Raw genomic sequence first — 16,944 nt, 5'->3', positions numbered from 1 at the left:
ACGAAAAATCAGTATTTCAGCTAAGGGTATTTGCAAGAAACGCGGTTTCCAATACTGCTCGGTTAAGCATTTTTTGGCATGAAGGGGCGAAGCATTTGGGCAGAAAATCTAGGGTTTGAGGCGGTCAATTGTCGCCCAAATGCTTCGCCCCTACCCTTAACTAAAAAACTTCTTCCTCAGTTTACCAACAATCCTTTGCGTCAGTAATTTCGCCATCCGCATTCTCGTTAAGCTCTTGATATTTGATTGCTGCTCTTTTTTCATATCGAAAAACTCATTTATATCGGTCAAAATAACATTTAACCGTTTAATGATATTTTCATAACGATACTCGGCCAAAAAATATTCCGGTAGTACGATCGGTGCTGAACTTGCCAGCACTTTCTGGATGCGCTGGAGATCGTACTCTTTTGAGTATCCGGCTATTTTATAGCAATTAAATCCGGGATCTAAATAATCGGATAACCCACCGTTGACGCTGGAAAATACCTGACACCCACACGCGATCGCTTCCATTGGTTGCAAACCAAACCCTTCGCTCACTCCCTGTAGCGCCCAGTACTCGGCGGAGTCATACAAATAAACCTTTGCCCGATTGAAAAGACCGGGTAAATCTTCTACATAGGAATCAACAACGCAGACTTTAAATTGTTTCTGCAAAGCCGGAATCAATTCTTGCAAGAGATATTCAGAAGATTTGCGGACTTGGACTAAAACATCAATATCCCGCTCAAGGTTTAAATTTTGAAATTCATCAGAAATTTGGTTTGGCAAATAGTAAATAAGCGAGTGTGGAGATTTTTGTCCCCAATATCCCATCGTATTGCGACTAACTGTAATAATTGGAATACTCGCCGGAAGCTTGAATCCATACCCGCTGCTGTGGGCGTGATAGATCGCATTATATGGTTTTAGCTTGGCAGCTAGTTTAGGGACATCAAATCCCCAACTAATCGCCAAAATAACATCATCTAAATTTGGCTCTTTCAGCAGGTCATCCAAGAAAAGCGTGTCTTTTTCCCGCTGGCGATAAGTCACGACTTCCGCATTGCAAATTTGCTTAGCGAGATTGTATGTTTTTAACTCTGCCCAAAGACCACCGCAAGCAAATTTTTTACCTGTACCGGGAAGTAAAAAGTAAAGTTTTCTCATAATGCGACTTTCCTATGCAAGATTAGCTGTAGGCGCTCCTACCCGCTCAAACTTATCATACAGATGGTAATATGAGCTATTTTTGCAGAATAAGCCATTATTCTATTAAGTCATCCGCCGCAAGTTCACCTGGATAAAAGCGATCGATCGATTGCCACACTTTTAATCGTACCATTGTCGCATACCTGCCCCAGTCAGGCTGCTTATACTGTTATTGTGGATCTAAAACTGTTCTGATATCGTGTCTGGTTGCATCGGTTGCGTAAGGGGAGGGCGAAGCATTCGGATATAAAATCTAGCGTTTTTCGCGAGCAATTGTCGCCCGAATGCTTCGCCCCTACAAATATACACAACCGAAGCTAGCGGACATGATATGATAAGTGCTAAAATTTTGATATCGTCAACGGTTAACAGTTACTTAATTTTAGTACCACAAGAAAAGCCAAAGTTACTTGCATAGTTACGGGATTTATGGAACTCTTAATTGAAGAAATTGTACACAAGCTACATTCTTTACCGGAAGCCAAACTTCAGGAAGTGCTTGATTTCGTAGATTTTTTAACTTGGCATAGAAAAGATTCAACATCAAAGCAAGCGGAATCTCAAAATGAGAGATTTATAAAGGAGTATGAAGAATTTGAAGCGATCGCAGATAATTTAGCCGATCAATTCGAGGCTTGTGTAAGAGGTAATGTGCCTATACTATCAGATTATGCTGTGAGTCGCGCTGGCATTTACGAGGAACACCCATAACTGTGATGTACTTAGTCGATACTAACGTGCTGTTGCGCCTTGTCGATCGCTCTCACTCACTTCATCCAACTATTAGGTCAGCTATGCGAAAACTACGCCAAAATGGTGATAGTTTACTTATTACTTGTCAAATCTGCTTAATCACCTCCAAAGGTAAGTTTAACGCTGCTGCAATTTGTTCGTCGCTTAAGCCAAACTGTCGTAATTTATCAATAGTTTCCATATTAGCTTGATGCTTGCTTTCTTGCTGAAAATTAGCACTTTCTGATTGAATTTTATCTGGAATGAAGTTGGGTTTTTCAGAACAAATGTTGATATAGCCAATCATGTTATTGTCGATAGTTTTATTTTTATTAAAAATAATCTTTATATTTCCTTGCCGTTCTAGCACTGATTTCAGGTTCCTTTTATTAACAGATTCATCAAAGACATCAGATAACATTTGCAGCAACTTGTAACCGACATCCTTAGCATAACCTGCTGAACAACCATTATTGTCTGCAATTTCGGCATATTTTTGGCGCTTCAGTATTCCCTCGATAATTCCACGCTGCAAGTCATTGAGATGTGTGCCTGTCTTGGCGTATACAGATCGATCGACAAATTCCAATACTTCATCAACCTGCATAATCTGGGGTGTGAGAGTAACCCAGTTATTATAGCTGTCTTAATCCGTCTTTTTCTGTCTTAATCCGTCTTTTTCAAAAAAATTAACATAAATCAGTCTTTTTCTACTTTTCAGTTTGGTGCGATCGGTCTAGCATCGGATTAATACTTAACACAAAGTCGGTAGTATGAACCAGCCTTATTTAACTAACTGTGCTGAATGTGAAAGAAAAATAAGTTCTTCTGCTTACCAATGTCCCCATTGCCAGACAACATCGCCTTTTGGTATTACTTGTCACATCTGTAAGAATAAATTGCGGAAGTCAAGAGCTATAGAAGTTTTAGATTCTCAAGGTGAACCTCTTTACTCTGCTCACGAAGGATGCCTTAATTGGGTTAAGGAAGAAGTACTTGGAAACCAAAAAATTTTTTACCAATGTCCAGTTTGTCAAACAAATATAACAATTTCACATTCTACATCAACTCCAACTTGTCCTAAATGCGGTCATTACTTTATGACAAACGAATATTATGCTGGTAGATGCAAACTTTGTAGAAATACAGTATTAAAAGGTTTTGAAATTAAGTATGATTATGAAATTTATCATAAATTGTGTGCGAATAAAGCCTATCCAAATTGGGAAATAGAAGAAAAACAAAGACAGCAAAAAAGACAAGAAAAAGAACGAAATAAAAGGCAATTAGAGGAAGCAAAAGCTGAAGAAGCAAGAAAAATAAGCCTAGAAGAATTAGGCCAGGGAATATTTAACTTTTCTATAGCTTTGCTCTTAGGAGTAACAATACTCTTAATTGGAAGTGGAATTTCTGGATTAGTTGTTGCAGCGATGTTTGGCTTTAGTTCTTTAGGAAAGATTATAGGTCTAATAGTGGCGATTTTGGTGTTTTTAACATATTTATTACCAAAAAAGTAATGCAAAAAATGATTAAATTTAAGTAGCCAATGCTCATTCAATGGTCTGATGAAGATAACTGCTTCTTAGTGGGATTTCCTGATTTTCCCGGACAGCGTTGGCAGACTCATGGTGATAGTTATGAGGAAGCTTTTGCCAATGGCACTGAAGCTTTGGAGTCGCTAATTATGGCTTACGAAGCTACTGGCGAACCACTACCAAAATCGATTACTTTGATTACGTACTAACAACCCGCGTTTGAGCTTTTAAGCGAGATTTAGGTTTACTTTTCACGACAATTTCTACATCTCGACCTAAAGAATTTAAAAAGCGAAACATCTGTACAGTCGAAAAGCTAGAAAATTTTCCGTTTATGAGATAGGATACTTTTATTTGGTCAATTCCTAAAAGGTCTGCTGCTTCAGCTTGCGTCATCTTTTGATTGGTAATTATGCTGCTAATTTTACGGGCGAGTTCTGCTTTCACAAGCAATTCATCAGCGTTTTCTAAACCTAAATCAGCAAACACATTGCCGCTACTTGGTTGTACTTTGATTTCCTCAGTCATTTTTCTCTCCCTTTTGCTGCTTGCTATAGTTTTCTAAATGATGCTCTTTTGCCCGTTTAAGTCTTGTTTCAATTAATTCAATATCTTGCTTAGGCGTCGCAATACCGTGTTTCGATTTCTTCTGAAAGGCGTGCAAAACATAAATAACGCCTGCGAGTTTCACCGTGTAAACCGCTCGATAAGTGTCTCCATCGAAGTCTTCCACAACTTCAAGAACTCCAGCACCTTTAAATCCTTTGAGTGGTTTGGCTGAAGGATGCTTTTCCCCACATTGAGCCAAGTACAAGGCATAGCCCACGACTTGCTGAACGTCCTCTGGGAACTCCCTCAAATCTTCCAAGGAACTTCCAACCCACTCAACTGGTTTCAACGATGAACTCATATCTTAAATATGCTAGTTATGGCATATTATTGTCAAGGGATACAGTCCTAACCCAAAAACAACTTGTAAGCCAAATTGTTGCTTTCATCCCAATAGCGATATCCCAGCGTATCGAGAAAAGCTTCCCACTCTTTCATCTCGTCGGGTGGCACTTGTATTCCTACCACAATTCGCCCGTAATCTGCACCGTTATTGCGATAGTGGAACATACTGATATTCCAGTTCGGACTCATCGAACTGACGAACTTCATTAATGCACCAGGACGTTCGGGAAATTCAAAACGGTAGAGCAATTCATGGTGTGCGAGGGTAGAACGTCCGCCTACCATGTGACGCAAATGTAATTTGGTTAGTTCGTCGTCGGTTAAATCAATAGTTTTGAAACCACAGGATTCAAAACTTTCGACCATTTTGGCTGCGTCGGCACGGTTTTGAATTTGCACGCCGACAAAAATATGCGCTTCTTTTTCATCGGCAATGCGATAGCTAAATTCAGTTAGATTGCGTCTGCCAAGACATTCGCAAAACTTACGCAAACTGCCCGGTTGTTCGGGAATATTGACGGCATAAATGGCTTCGCGACGTTCGCCAAATTCTGCTCTTTCTGCGACAAATCTGAGTCGATCGAAGTTCATATTAGCACCGCAAGCGACGGCAACTAATGTTTGTCCTTCGATTTGTTCTCGTTCGACATAAGCTTTTGCACCTGCGATCGCCAACGCACCAGCTGGTTCTAAGATCGATCGCGTATCCTCGAACACATCTTTTATCGCCGCACAGGTAGCATCGGTATCGACTAGCACAATTTCATCTACGTATTGCTGACACAGCCAGAAGGTTTCTTCCCCCACTTCCCGCACGGCTACACCATCAGCAAATAAGCCCACTTGCGGCAATCTTACCCTTTTGCCAGTTTTGAGCGATCGATACATGGCATCGGCATCCACCGGTTCGACGCCGATAATCTTGATTTCCGGGCGTATCCGCTTCACATACGCCGCAATTCCCGAAATCAATCCGCCACCGCCGATCGCCACAAAAATAGCATGAATCGGTTGCTGATATTGTCGCAGAATTTCCATGCCGATCGTACCTTGTCCGGCAATCACATGAGGGTCATCAAATGGATGTATAAAAGTTAACCCTTTCTCTGCTTCCAACTGACGGGCATAAGCGTAGGCGTCATCGTAGGTATCGCCATGCAACACCACCTCTCCTCCCCTAGCTTTCACCGCATCCACCTTAACTTGCGGTGTCGTGACAGGCATCACAATAATCGCTGTAGTTCCCAATTTCCTAGCACCAAGGGCAACTCCTTGGGCATGGTTTCCCGCCGAAGCAGCAATTACCCCCTGTGCTAACTTATCCGGCGGCAAATTCGCCATCTTATTATATGCACCGCGCAGCTTGAAGGAGAAGACAGACTGCATATCCTCTCTTTTGAGCAAAAGTTTGTTATTCAGGCGTGCAGAGAGGTTGGGGGCATAGTCTAGAGGCGTTTCTTCCGCAACATCGTAGACGCGGGCGGTGAGGATTTGAACCAGGTAGTCGCAGAACATGGGGTCAAGGGGTTGGCAAATGGCAGATGAATATAATCTTACTTTATGTGTATACCCATTCTGCGGGCCATACAAGCGATCGCTCGAATTATCCGGATTGCTATGCGATCGGCCAGTAATATTTAATTATTTTTTTATTTTATTTTTTTACTTCCAATTATTAATAAAACTTTAAATCTTATCCTCATATTAAATATTATGAATTACTCCCCTTTTTGGGGATATCTTAGAATTTAATAAGATTATTGCGTTGTACAGTTCCAGAATAAACACATGGGCAAATCCATTATTCAGCTAGTTGACGAATTACCAAATGATAGTATTACTGTCAAAGCTTTAAAAGCTCTGGATTTCGTTGTCCCAGGTCAATGGAATAATTTGGTGGGGTTTGATAACAGTATCAGTGCTATTACCGGAGAAAGCGATGCCAAAGTAATCCAAAAAATTCGCGATCGAGCTGCATTCTTATATCAAGATTCTCAACAAGGCTACCAAACTGCCATCCAACTTTATCAGGCGATTGATAAAGCAGACGTAGCGATGGGAACGGCGGCTTTAGCCAATAAAGTAAGTGAAAAAATTAGTTTCCTCTCTTTTTTAGGTAATATTACTCCCAAAGCAGACACCGCTCAAACTGTCGATCTGTTATTGAAAATAGCAGTCGAAATTATTGCCTTCTGCAAACTTAACGGTATTCCTAATCCCAACCCGCAAGAGTTTGTTAACTCTCTCAGCAACAATTATCAAGATGCTGCTATGATGCGGATGATCGCTCTAGTCTGCCTAGATGGAATGCTCCCATTAGGGCCAGACTTCTTGAGCAAAATACACCAAATTATTAGCGGTTCAAATGCTGGCGCAGTCGCTCAAAATCCTGCCTTTACAGCCGTCCAAAACTATCTGCCCGGTAGTAATCCCTCTGATAAATTCGGTTTTATTACTCAGAGTTTCAACGCCGTGCAAGGTTGGATGAACGGCTTAATATCTAACACAGGCGTTACTCCCCAAGCCATCCTCAGTCATGTGGGTAGCTTTATCCAAATTGCTGATGATAATTTAGATTTCGTAGCGGCATTTTTGGATCAAACTACTAATTATTACGAGCATACCGGGATTCAAACTGTAGCTCGCCGTTTAATTTTGCAAGCTCACACTTTAGTTAAAGCAGAAATCGAACAAGAAAAACAAAGTTCTCCCCAACATAGCTCGTCGGGTGGACAATCGGCTAGTGGGTATGCAGTCGGTCAAACTGTAGAAGTTTGGGATGAAGACGACGAAGATTGGTATCAAGCAACCATTCTGAAAACTAAAAAGAACGAATACTTTGTTAATTACGTTGGTTACGGTTCATCTGATGACGATTGGGTTGATGAGGAAGATGTGCGTTCTCGCGAACATAGTTCATCCGACGATAATGGATATGCAGTTGGTCAAAAGATAAAAGTTTGGGATGATGATGAAGAGGATTGGTATACAGCAACCATTCAGGAAATCCGAGGCAATCAATACTTTATACATTACCTCGATTATGACTCGTCCTATGATGAGTGGGTCGATTTAGATGAAATTTCGTAAGGGGATTGGTAAGTAGGTAGTAAGTTAAGATACCCGACTTCTCAAAGAAGTCGGGTATCTATAAATGATTATCTTTTAAAGTGTATATATCATCATATACAATTGAAAATTATGAACAGAACTTTCTACAATATTTTAGGTTTCCTCTCCGTAATTGCAGGTATTTCTCTAATCGTGCAAATGCGAGAGATCTTAGCCACCAGACCCCCTGAAAATCTACCATTATTCTATTGGGGTACAGCCGGACTGGTGGGAGTGTGCGTTGTTATTGCCATCTTTTGTTTTTTCCCCAAAAGTCACCCATATACACTGCGAATAATTGGTGCGATCGGTCTACTTTCCACCATCTATTATTTATATGAAGCTTTCCACAATGGGAACTTTTTTCAAGTAGGAACAGCACTTTTATTCTGGTTGCCAGGGTCTATTTACCTAATTGTCAAAGGTAAAATGACCGATTCCTAATCACTGTTATCAAAGCCTATTTCTATCTGCGTTCATCTGCGTTCAAAAATATTCCTAATCTTCGCTACTTTCTATTACCTCAAACTCAACCTTATCGTAAATATCTGCCAGCGTGATTTGAAAAGAAATAGAATTTAACGAAATCGTTTCATCAGCATCATCATACTCAGCAAAAGTCCAGCGTTTATTATCAGTTTTGAAGAACTGCTCGACGTGCATAGTATGTTGTTCGATGAGGAGATATTCTTGAAAGCTGCCCATAGTGCGATAAGCTGAAAATTTCGCATCTTTGTCATAATTTCTGGTTGAATCGGACAAAACCTCAGCGATGATTAACGGGTTAGTAATTGTGTCTCGCCGTCCTTGTTGGAATACCAACTCACCCTGAACTACCATCACATCAGGATAAGTATGGATGCGTTTCTTGGGAATCCAAAGACGTTGATCTGCGACAAAGACTTGATACGGTTGGCGCTTTAGAGCAATATTTAGGGCAGCAGATAGGTTACCAACAATTTGGTTGTGATTTGGCAAACCACCAGTCATCAGAACAATCTCCCCGTCGATGTATTCATGGCGTTCTTCCGAATTAACTTCAAAATCGAGGTATTCTTCAGGGGTGTAATATTTTTTATCTTCAGCCTGCATAATCATTTGATTTTAATCTCCCAAATTTTCGCAATTACACAGAAACCGGGTTTTTCACCAAAAGAAACCCGGTTTCTTATTAAACTACTAATCGGGTAATGCAAATCCCGTGCGAGGATCGCTGATATACAAACCGAGAACTAACGAATTCATCACCGTATCCCATACGGGAGTCAAGCGTTCCGCATCGTCTACCCAGTAATCAAAAGTAATCAAACACTGAACACCAGAACCTAAACCAATACAAATTCTGGAATAAGCTTCGCGGTTTTCTTGCGGGTCGATAAATTTGAATTGAGTCCAAACGACGCGGGCTGTTTGGCGCTTGAGTTTAATAATTTCGCCTTGTTCGATCGGTTTTCGTTCATCTTCTCGAACTAGCTTTTTTAATAGGGGAACTAGCGGAAAATCTGTCCAATCAGCTGGGGGCAACAAATTATACGAAACTTCTAAACGACAATCATCGTTAGGTGGCTTTTTGTCCAAAAACCGGAACGACTTCTCATCCGGTTCAAAATACCAATCTTCCGGGACATCGAAGCGAACAGCCCCCCGCCCAGCGACAAAGATGCGAGTTCCTGGCGCTGATTTCCAGTTGTGGTCTTCTTTTAACTCTAGGGTTTCTTTAATCCATTGGAGATCGTGCTTTTTGCGCTTAGACATAGCCCCTCCCTTGTTGACCTCATTCTTATTGTGCCGTAGGTTGGGGGGAGTTGAGGGGTTGGTTGTGCGATCGAGCTTACCGTAAAATTAACCAGTCTCAGGTACTTGCAGGTTTGCCAATCTGGACAAGAGTATGCACCCACTCAATATTCGGTGGAAGTAAAAGCATTAGATTGGTGCATCATCAAGACTGAATTTTTGCTGTTTCACGTACAGATTCAAGAAAATTAATTATTTCTTGAATAAACGGAGTTTTACGTAAAATTTCAGTATCTTCATTAGATAATCGAGCTATAATTTCTAATGGAGATAGATGATTGTCCTTTTCTGATTGAGAAAGCAATAGGTGTAAAGCTTCTTTAGGTTGAAAAACTGCCAAATTAAGTAAATTTTGAGGAGTTTCGTATCTTAGTACCCGTGCAAGAAGAGAAGCATCTTGGAAAAAGATCGCTTCCATTTCAGGGACAGCAAGCACCACTTTAACTGGTGTATTAGCAGCTACGCCTCCGACTATTTCTTCAATGCTTTTGAGGCGTTCTTGAATTAATTCTTGCACTACTGAATCTGCATCAACTACAATAATCACTGGTACTTGCCGACGCACAACGAGAGATCGCGCAAGTGACTTGACAGCAGATATTCCACCACCTGCAACAACTTCCACATCATTTAGTAATTTTTTAGGCAACACAGTTTTAAGTAATTCTGCATCGGAAGGGCCTTCGCAAACAATGTAAGCAATCATGGGATATATCTCTCTCTAACATCGTAATCAGTTAATCCATTTTCTACACATTGACGATATTTTAGGGTTAATAATTCGCAGATTATTTCATTGTCTAAAGCATATTTTATTTCTTCTCCATTCCACAGCAGAATTGCTTGGGGTAACGAAAAGTATGAAAGGTAACGTGCTGGATCGGTGAAGCCAGTTCGACTGAAAACTAATCCAACTGTACCTGCGGGACGACGTAAAAGTTGATTGCGGAGTTTAGCAATAGGATCGATATTAACTTTTGTTTCGTCTGCAAAGTCTTTGCTTTCAACTAAACAAGAAAGTCCAGAACAATGGACAACACCATCAATTTGTTCAACTTCTTCCCCAAAAAGCTTCACTCTGTAAGGCCATCTTACCGCTGCACCATCAAGTTGAAATGCTCGTATAACGAGATACTCAAAGGCTTTGCCCGGTTCCCATTTTGGGGTGTTGCGATTCTCGATGTTGTCCCATAGCTTTCTTAACCCATCCCATTGCAGCGATGTAATCATACTTTCGTATTCTGCTGCTGTCGCCTATTTTAATCCTCCAACAAAACCTTTTCAAGTTATCTGCTTAACTCTATCAGATTTAAAAACAGCAGACTGAGCCTGACTAGAATTAATCTAACTATTCATTATACCGCAGTTGGGGTATAATATCCCTTACACTAAATTCGATCGCTTCTGGTACGTTCAACAGATGAATCGTGGTAAACTGAGTGCCTAGTTGTTATTTCTGTTTCATTTTAAGCATAAAAACTTATGTTAAAACGCATATACATTGATAATTTTCGCTGTTTGGTAAATTTTGAACTTAATGTTGATGCGATTAATTTGTTCCTCGGTTCTAACGGTTCGGGGAAATCAACTGTTTTTGAAGTATTGCAGAAAATTCAGGCATTTGTTAGCGGTGATAGTAAGGTAGAGGGAATTTTTAAAGCATCAGATTGCACTCGCTGGCAAACTTCGCAAATTCAACGTTTTGAGTTAGAGATTATAGGTAATGGCGGAACTTATAAATATGAGTTGGGGATTGGATGCGATCGCGATCGATCGCGTGTTGAGTATGAGCGTTTGTGGTATGATAACCAACCTTTACTAAAATTTGAGCTAGGCGAAGTTCAACTTTATCGAGACAATCATTCCGAAGGCCCTCAATACTCATTTGATTGGTCGCAGTCGATGCTACCTTCTTTGATGCCAAGAAATGACAATACGAAGTTAACTTGGTTTAGAGAACGGCTCAAACGATTTATTATTGTCCGAATCATTCCCAGCTTGATGGTTGATGAAAGTAACCAAGAAGAAATGCGGTTAACTACCAAGATGGAAAACTTTGTTTCTTGGTATCGTTACCTCTCTGACGATCAAGGCAAGGTAGCTGAAATAGGCAATATTTTACGAAATGTTTTGGATGGTTTCAACAGCTTTAAGTTTGAGCGAGTTAGCGAGCAAAATCTAGTACTAAAATCACGTTTTTCAGGAGGGAGTAATAGCGTTAAACCAATTGAATATCGTCTGGGAGAATTATCGGACGGACAAAAAGCTTTAGTTGCTTTATATACGCTTATTTATGGGACAAAATCGGAAGACTATACTTTATGTATTGATGAACCTGAAAACTTTTTAGCTTTGCCGGAAATTCAACCTTGGCTGATTCAGCTTTATGACCTTTGTAGCGAAGGTAAATTGCAATCTTTACTGATTTCTCACCATCCTGAGCTAATTAATTACCTTTTGGCTTCACCTATTGGCTATTGGTTTGAGCGACAAAGCAATGCACCTGTAAGAGTAAAACGAATTAGTGGTGAAGTGGCTGATAATTCTGGATTACCTGTTTCAGAATTAATTGCAAGGGGATGGTTGAATGAGCCAGCGTAGAGTTCAGATTGTTATCCTTTGCGAAGATAGACAGCAGGAAGTTTTTGCTCGGCATTTCCTAAAAATGCGAGGTTTTGCTGGTATAATTAGAGCAAAAATTTGCCCTTCGGGTAGCCAATCTGGAGAACAGTATGTACGCACTCAATATGCGGCGGAAGTTAAAGCATATCGCCAGAATAGAAACCGCGTTTCAATTGGGTTAGTAGTGTTAATTGATGCAGATACGGGTACATTGCAGGAACGACTAAATCAGTTAGCAGATGCTCTGAGTGAAGATTCCCAGCCAGAACGTCGAGCGGATGAAGCGATCGCAATCTTTATTCCTAAACGAAATATAGAAACTTGGATACATTATTTGCAAGGAGAATTTGTAAATGAGGAGGATAGTTATGCCAAGTTTGAGAATAATGAAGCTTTTTGTAAACCGTATGTTGAGAGTTTGGCAGAGGAATGCCGTTTTCAGAGATTATCTGAAAATGCACCAGAGTCTCTTCAGGCAGCTTGCGGGGAATTACAGCGTTTGTTAATGCTGTTAAAGTAAGGAGGATTTGCAGAAGTGCGATCGCAACTTTGAATAATTAGCACAGGTCTACGATAACCCGGTTCTGAACCAATTTGATCGGGTAGCTGCGCCCACCAAATTTCACCGCGATACACTACCAATTCTCCTTTGGAAGAGACATCCCCAACTGTTGAGCAAGTGCCTCAGCCTCTTCAAAAATTTGGTCTGGAAGAGAAATATCTGTTTTCATAACTAGATTTTAATATTTCAATCTTTCTTTGCTAGGCAGAGGTATTGTTGAGCAGGGCTGATATATCGGTGACACTCACATCAATATATAGATAGAGACATTGGAGTGAATCTTCCACCCGATAAGCAGGCTCATCTGGTGAGATTGAATCTATTTCAACTGCCTCAACCTTCACAGTGATAGATTCAGTATAGCCACTGTCCAGCCCATAGTTCTCTAGTGTTTTTGTGTCAAAGACGGCTATACTAATTTCATCCCCAACTCTAGGTGGAAATGGTAGACATATTTCACTTTGGAGTGTCCAGCCAAGGGAGTAAATACGCTCGATTCCTGTAATTTTGCGAATGCTAACGGCAACCCATCCAGCTTTTCGCAATCGCTCATAATTTAGTTTGCGGTTCTCAATCATGGCTTGACTATAAAAAATATTCATTCAGATACCTCCTGCTGTTGATGGGGCTACGTGGGACTATATCATATTTATAATTTAAGTAGGGAAAACTTCCTTATAATATAAAAACAATCCCATCATTAATTTACCATACCAACAGCTAGTCGATGGCAAAGCCCAGTGTAATATCGATCTTTTCACCATCATTATTCCCCTGCTTGCGCCGTCACAATCTCCGGCCTGAGTTCAAGTGATGCTGGATCAAATCGTAGCACCATAATCTGTTCTGGTCGTAAACCAATAGATTCGTAAGTGCGCCCATTGCGATCGCTGAATTCTACCTCAAATGCTGTCCCATTAGCCAATATCTCAACTACTGTGCCGACTTGACCTTGCCATAAGTTGTATTCCGGGAGATCGACTGTTAGTGCTACCACATCAAGCAACTTGACTGTATTTTTCCTCATTTCATCTAACCTCCAAATGTTATAGGGGATAGCAGGTCGTTAGTTTTGGAATACCGGAATCGTGTTCAATAATCCAACCACTCCGAATAGTGGCACTTCTATTTTGCCATGTCAGCATAAAATCTAGAGTGTAGCGTTGTCCAAATTCATCACGCCGTCCTAGTTGAACTTCGTGAGTTTTGACAACTTCAAGAAGAATCTGACGTAATTCCTCTGCATTATCCGCATTCATACCGAGTATGGATGAAAAAAGTCGAGCTTTGTGTTTTCCATCATCATGCTCTGGATTCAGGCAATAGTCACGAAGCTTGCGAATATCGACTACGGCATTCTCTGCATTCGGAAGATTCATTGAAGCTTAATCCTTGATTTAGTTTAAATCTTTGGCATTTTAAGATCTTGCAACTGTCTTAACCTTGATATCCACATTTAACGTTTTACGAAGGACATCAAATATAGCAGTCAGATTGTCCATCGTAGGATTACCTTTTGCAGATAACATCCGGTGAAGACTCTTACTAGGTTTGGAAGTTTTAATCGCCAGTTGTTCAAACCCTATAGTTGCATTTACAAGCTCTCTTAGTATAAGTCTTGCCGTTTCTGGTTCACCATTGAGAAAAAGGTAAATAGCTTCATCAAGCAGGGCTGTTGCAAATGCAGTATCTCTCTGAATTCTTGCGTTAACCGTTTCTTTGAAATCTCTATTTAATGCCATAATAGCTATTTTTAAAAATGGCTTTACTGATTTTAATATAGTATATTTTAAAATTTCATACTGCACATTAGAGTACCATATATGTTACTCGTTGTCAAGCCTCTTCTCCTCATAGAGATAGATGAGCCTTTGCGATCGCTATGTCAATATCGAACAATTAAAGGTTGCAGGAGAAGATGATGCCGCTAGAGGGTGTAATTTTAGATGTGGACGGAACTCTAATTTTAAGCAATGATGCTCATGCACAAGCTTGGGTAGAGGCATTTGCTCACTATGGGTATGAAATTCAGTTTGAAAAAGTGCGCCCCCTGATCGGTATGGGTGGCGATCAGATAATTCCGAAGATGGTGGCGGAACTCAATAGCGAGGAGGGTGTTGGCAAACAAATTTCCGATCGCCGCAAGGAATTGATGATCGATAAATTCTCTTCCCAGTTAGTTTCCGCCAATGGTTCGCGAGAGTTAGTTCAAAAGATGCAAGACGCTGGGTTACATTTAATTATTGCTAGTTCGGCTACTTCGCAAGAGATGGATGTTTTGCTCAAAATTGCCGATGTAGACGATTTAATTCCGGAACATACAACTTCTAGCGATGCAGAAAACTCAAAACCAGCACCGGATATTGTGGAGGTAGCTTTGAAAAAAGCTAACTTGGAACCGGATAAAGCGGTGATGCTGGGCGATACGCCTTACGATATTGAGTCGGCTGGAAAAGCGGGAGTAGGAGTTATTGCTTTTCGTTGTGGTGGTTTTAGCGATGAGCAATTGTCTGATGCGATCGCAATCTACGACGATCCAGCGGATCTGCTGCAACAGTACGATCGCTCTCCCCTAGCTGAAATGGCTTCCTAGAACGCCAGTCCAGTAGAATAAATTGACAAAAATAACGAAATATGTATTGTGTAGGGGCGAAGCATTCGGGCGACAATCGATCGCAATTATGAACAATCTTTCTCCCCGAATGCTTCGCCCTGCCGAGATCTAAATAGAACACAGATTATGTTTATTTTGTCAACCTCTTTTACTTGACTGGCTTCCTAGAGGGTCAGAAACCGGGTTTCTGGCAATTCACGCAGATAAACCCGGTTTCTTTAGGCTTATTGACAACCCTAAATTTTAAACACCGCAAAAATATCCCGATACCCGTTTTTAGCAGTTGCTTCTAATTCTTTCCTTTCTGTTTCAGTAAAATCAGTTTGCATCTCATTCCCATCATAAAATCGAACTTGTAAACGTCCATTTTCATCGAAAATAGCGAGATCGCCATTATGGAAAAAGCGAATTGCCCTCACTTTATTATTTTGAAACCAAAATCCTAAACCATCTCCCGCTTCGGTGAGAGCTTCCGAAGCTTGCACGGGTTTACCGTTAATGGTACAAATTTGATAGGTAATGTTACCTTGCGTTTTTTTCTTTTCTTGGCAACCTTCAGTCATTTCTTCGAGCTGTTGTACTTGTGCGTTATAAAATGCTTCATCAGTGGCTGGTTCAATTCGATCGCCTAACGAACACACATAACCTGATATAGTTGCTTGTAAGCTATCTGTTTCAATATTTTGCCATATTGCATTCGGTAATGAAACGAAAGTAGCCTTAGTTTTAGATTCAAACGAGCCTTGACGAATTGACCTTTGTTTGTTATTAATGCAATCTGTTTCTATGCGACCGTAACTACCGTCAGGTGCGAGCAAATCGAAGGTAATTACACTTTGACTTTCATCTAATTTTATGCTATTGGTGTCAATATAAATCGGTTCAGATCCGGTTTCTGGAACGGCTTGCCATTTCGCAGCGGTGAAGTCTGCGGATGTGTTTTGATAGGATGCGATCGCAGAACTTGGCATGAAACCAAAGGCGATTAAAATAAAAGAGAGGAATCGTAAATAGTTCATCGGTGAATCCTACGTTTGTTAAGTAAAACTTGCTGTCCAGATGCCCGACTTCTTGAAGAAGTCGGGCATCTAGATTCAATGGTTATTTTATGTTATTTTTAAGCTGTTTCTGCTTGCCGTTAACTGCCCTAGATTCTACGATGAATAAGGGAATTTCTTCCAGTTCGGTTTCGCTCAAACTGTATTGTTCGCAAACTAAACTCAGACGAGTTCCAGAACTTTTCACAGCATTCACAGAATGAGTCAAATCTCCCTGAAAATACACCAGTGTGTTAACCTGCGGTTTAATCTGTCCGACTTGTTGTTTGTAATTCCGCAGCACCAATTCTCCACCTTCCAAATTGGGCGGGACTTGTACGTAAAGCACGCTGACAAACATAGGAGGATCGATCGCTTTGCAGTACGATCGCAAAGAGCGATCGATATGCGGATCGACGCGAGAACCTTCCTTGAGTAGCAGGGGATTGAGGTAAAAAGCGTTACACGTAGGTAGTAAAGCTCGGTCTAGATAAGGTTTGAAGAAGGGAAAGCGCTGTTCCACTTCCCCAATGTGCGATCGGTGAAACACCACCGAAAACCCTTTAGTACCAATAAAGTCGCGGTTGAGGTTATTAGTAGCAAAATAAGGACACGCCAGAATCTCTCCGCGCAAGTCATTGAGGTAATTAATTGAGAAGGCGTCCCGTTGTTGAGAATAGTAACGCAAGTTGCTAGTTATTTGCTTTCTGGGTACGTAGTTGGGCTTTACGCCTCTTATTCTAGGCGTCATGCCCAACTACATACCTAATCTTAACTTGAATAATGTAA

At 40.7% G+C, this 16,944-nt stretch carries 24 protein-coding genes; 8 read left to right on the top strand and 16 right to left on the bottom strand.

Annotated features, from left to right (window positions below; genetic code table 11):
* Positions 1 to 156: 156 nt before the first annotated feature.
* Positions 157 to 1,152 carry a glycosyltransferase gene (locus tag ACE1CD_RS33470; RefSeq protein WP_374827502.1) on the bottom strand — a complete coding sequence of 332 codons (996 nt, stop codon included), beginning with the start codon at positions 1,150 to 1,152 and terminating at the stop codon, positions 157 to 159.
* 471 nt (positions 1,153 to 1,623) lie between these two features.
* On the opposite strand from ACE1CD_RS33470, the gene ACE1CD_RS33465 reads away from it, so the two are divergent.
* On the top strand, positions 1,624 to 1,905 hold the full coding sequence (locus ACE1CD_RS33465) for a hypothetical protein (protein WP_374827501.1): 282 nt from the start codon (positions 1,624 to 1,626) through the stop codon (positions 1,903 to 1,905).
* 127 nt (positions 1,906 to 2,032) lie between these two features.
* Here the strand turns inward: ACE1CD_RS33465 and ACE1CD_RS33460 are convergent, their stop codons facing one another.
* Positions 2,033 to 2,533, bottom strand: a complete 501-nt coding sequence (locus ACE1CD_RS33460; RefSeq protein ID WP_374827500.1) for a hypothetical protein — start codon at positions 2,531 to 2,533, stop codon at positions 2,033 to 2,035.
* 166 nt (positions 2,534 to 2,699) lie between these two features.
* On the opposite strand from ACE1CD_RS33460, the gene ACE1CD_RS33455 reads away from it, so the two are divergent.
* Entirely contained in the window at positions 2,700 to 3,443 is a 744-nt protein-coding gene (locus tag ACE1CD_RS33455; protein WP_374827499.1) for a hypothetical protein, read from the top strand.
* Positions 3,444 to 3,472: 29 nt separating this feature from the next.
* On the top strand, positions 3,473 to 3,670 hold the full coding sequence (locus ACE1CD_RS33450) for a type II toxin-antitoxin system HicB family antitoxin (protein ID WP_374827498.1): 198 nt from the start codon (positions 3,473 to 3,475) through the stop codon (positions 3,668 to 3,670).
* Here the strand turns inward: ACE1CD_RS33450 and ACE1CD_RS33445 are convergent.
* Genes ACE1CD_RS33445 through ilvA form a run of 3 tightly spaced genes read right to left on the bottom strand, consistent with a single transcriptional unit; the run spans position 3,660 to position 5,930 of the window.
* A complete protein-coding gene (locus ACE1CD_RS33445) occupies positions 3,660 to 3,989 on the bottom strand; it encodes a helix-turn-helix domain-containing protein (protein WP_374827497.1) in 330 nt (109 codons plus the stop codon). The two genes, ACE1CD_RS33450 and ACE1CD_RS33445, sit on opposite strands and share 11 nt — an antisense overlap.
* The gene (locus ACE1CD_RS33440) at positions 3,982 to 4,371 is read right to left on the bottom strand and encodes a type II toxin-antitoxin system RelE/ParE family toxin (protein ID WP_374827496.1); all 390 of its coding nucleotides are present in this window, start codon (positions 4,369 to 4,371) and stop codon (positions 3,982 to 3,984) included. Before ACE1CD_RS33440 ends, ACE1CD_RS33445 begins: the two co-directional genes overlap by 8 nt.
* 47 nt (positions 4,372 to 4,418) lie before the next feature.
* The gene (gene ilvA / locus ACE1CD_RS33435) at positions 4,419 to 5,930 is read right to left on the bottom strand and encodes a threonine ammonia-lyase, biosynthetic (protein WP_374827495.1); all 1,512 of its coding nucleotides are present in this window, start codon (positions 5,928 to 5,930) and stop codon (positions 4,419 to 4,421) included.
* A 273-nt stretch (positions 5,931 to 6,203) separates the two neighbouring features.
* Between ilvA and ACE1CD_RS33430 the strand changes: the two genes are divergently transcribed.
* Both ACE1CD_RS33430 and ACE1CD_RS33425 read left to right on the top strand, forming a co-directional pair.
* Positions 6,204 to 7,505 (top strand): Tudor-knot domain-containing protein, encoded by a 1,302-nt coding sequence (locus ACE1CD_RS33430; RefSeq protein WP_374827494.1) that lies wholly within the window; start codon positions 6,204 to 6,206, stop codon positions 7,503 to 7,505.
* Between the two features lie 111 nt (positions 7,506 to 7,616).
* Positions 7,617 to 7,970 (top strand): hypothetical protein, encoded by a 354-nt coding sequence (locus ACE1CD_RS33425; protein WP_374801267.1) that lies wholly within the window; start codon positions 7,617 to 7,619, stop codon positions 7,968 to 7,970.
* 54 nt (positions 7,971 to 8,024) lie between these two features.
* Here ACE1CD_RS33425 and ACE1CD_RS33420 read toward each other — a convergent pair whose 3' ends face one another.
* From ACE1CD_RS33420 to ACE1CD_RS33405, 4 genes are all read right to left on the bottom strand, one after another.
* Positions 8,025 to 8,618: a Uma2 family endonuclease gene (locus tag ACE1CD_RS33420; protein ID WP_374827546.1), complete on the bottom strand. Its 594-nt coding sequence runs from the start codon at positions 8,616 to 8,618 to the stop codon at positions 8,025 to 8,027.
* A gap of 87 nt (positions 8,619 to 8,705) precedes the next feature.
* Positions 8,706 to 9,281, bottom strand: a complete 576-nt coding sequence (locus ACE1CD_RS33415; RefSeq protein WP_374801265.1) for a hypothetical protein — start codon at positions 9,279 to 9,281, stop codon at positions 8,706 to 8,708.
* Between the two features lie 184 nt (positions 9,282 to 9,465).
* Positions 9,466 to 10,026 (bottom strand): hypothetical protein, encoded by a 561-nt coding sequence (locus ACE1CD_RS33410; RefSeq protein WP_374827493.1) that lies wholly within the window; start codon positions 10,024 to 10,026, stop codon positions 9,466 to 9,468.
* Entirely contained in the window at positions 10,023 to 10,550 is a 528-nt protein-coding gene (locus ACE1CD_RS33405) for a restriction endonuclease (protein WP_374827492.1), read from the bottom strand. The genes ACE1CD_RS33410 and ACE1CD_RS33405 overlap by 4 nt, the downstream gene beginning before the upstream one ends.
* A gap of 252 nt (positions 10,551 to 10,802) precedes the next feature.
* On the opposite strand from ACE1CD_RS33405, the gene ACE1CD_RS33400 reads away from it, so the two are divergent.
* Both ACE1CD_RS33400 and ACE1CD_RS33395 read left to right on the top strand, forming a co-directional pair.
* Positions 10,803 to 11,921, top strand: coding sequence for an AAA family ATPase (locus ACE1CD_RS33400; protein ID WP_374801259.1), 1,119 nt, complete (start codon positions 10,803 to 10,805; stop codon positions 11,919 to 11,921).
* Positions 11,908 to 12,462: a hypothetical protein gene (locus ACE1CD_RS33395; RefSeq protein ID WP_374827491.1), complete on the top strand. Its 555-nt coding sequence runs from the start codon at positions 11,908 to 11,910 to the stop codon at positions 12,460 to 12,462. Before ACE1CD_RS33400 ends, ACE1CD_RS33395 begins: the two co-directional genes overlap by 14 nt.
* On the opposite strand, the gene ACE1CD_RS33390 is transcribed toward ACE1CD_RS33395, so the two are convergent.
* The 5 genes from ACE1CD_RS33390 to ACE1CD_RS33370 all read right to left on the bottom strand — a co-directional run bounded on the left by ACE1CD_RS33390 (position 12,414) and on the right by ACE1CD_RS33370 (position 14,312).
* Positions 12,414 to 12,578, bottom strand: a complete 165-nt coding sequence (locus ACE1CD_RS33390) for a type II toxin-antitoxin system PemK/MazF family toxin (RefSeq protein WP_374827490.1) — start codon at positions 12,576 to 12,578, stop codon at positions 12,414 to 12,416. The genes ACE1CD_RS33395 and ACE1CD_RS33390 overlap by 49 nt on opposite strands.
* Before the next feature lie 126 nt (positions 12,579 to 12,704).
* Positions 12,705 to 13,106: a hypothetical protein gene (locus tag ACE1CD_RS33385; RefSeq protein ID WP_374827489.1), complete on the bottom strand. Its 402-nt coding sequence runs from the start codon at positions 13,104 to 13,106 to the stop codon at positions 12,705 to 12,707.
* Positions 13,107 to 13,270: 164 nt separating this feature from the next.
* Positions 13,271 to 13,531 (bottom strand): DUF4926 domain-containing protein, encoded by a 261-nt coding sequence (locus ACE1CD_RS33380; protein WP_374827488.1) that lies wholly within the window; start codon positions 13,529 to 13,531, stop codon positions 13,271 to 13,273.
* Positions 13,532 to 13,550: 19 nt separating this feature from the next.
* Positions 13,551 to 13,883 (bottom strand): DUF6883 domain-containing protein, encoded by a 333-nt coding sequence (locus ACE1CD_RS33375; RefSeq protein ID WP_374827487.1) that lies wholly within the window; start codon positions 13,881 to 13,883, stop codon positions 13,551 to 13,553.
* Positions 13,884 to 13,922: 39 nt separating this feature from the next.
* Complete coding sequence (locus ACE1CD_RS33370; RefSeq protein WP_374827486.1) at positions 13,923 to 14,312, bottom strand: DNA-binding protein; 390 nt, start codon at positions 14,310 to 14,312, stop codon at positions 13,923 to 13,925.
* Positions 14,313 to 14,422: 110 nt separating this feature from the next.
* On the opposite strand from ACE1CD_RS33370, the gene ACE1CD_RS33365 reads away from it, so the two are divergent.
* A complete protein-coding gene (locus tag ACE1CD_RS33365) occupies positions 14,423 to 15,097 on the top strand; it encodes an HAD family hydrolase (protein WP_374827485.1) in 675 nt (224 codons plus the stop codon).
* A gap of 257 nt (positions 15,098 to 15,354) precedes the next feature.
* Here the strand turns inward: ACE1CD_RS33365 and ACE1CD_RS33360 are convergent, their stop codons facing one another.
* Complete coding sequence (locus ACE1CD_RS33360; RefSeq protein WP_374801248.1) at positions 15,355 to 16,137, bottom strand: hypothetical protein; 783 nt, start codon at positions 16,135 to 16,137, stop codon at positions 15,355 to 15,357.
* Between the two features lie 82 nt (positions 16,138 to 16,219).
* Positions 16,220 to 16,906 (bottom strand): 2OG-Fe(II) oxygenase, encoded by a 687-nt coding sequence (locus tag ACE1CD_RS33355; RefSeq protein WP_374827484.1) that lies wholly within the window; start codon positions 16,904 to 16,906, stop codon positions 16,220 to 16,222.
* Positions 16,907 to 16,944: the final 38 nt, after the last annotated feature.

Origin of the sequence: Aerosakkonema sp. BLCC-F183 (genome assembly GCF_041929145.1) — a bacterium.
In the GTDB taxonomy this organism is placed as follows: domain Bacteria; phylum Cyanobacteriota; class Cyanobacteriia; order Cyanobacteriales; family Aerosakkonemataceae; genus Aerosakkonema.
This window is presented reverse-complemented; position numbering and strand designations above follow the sequence as displayed.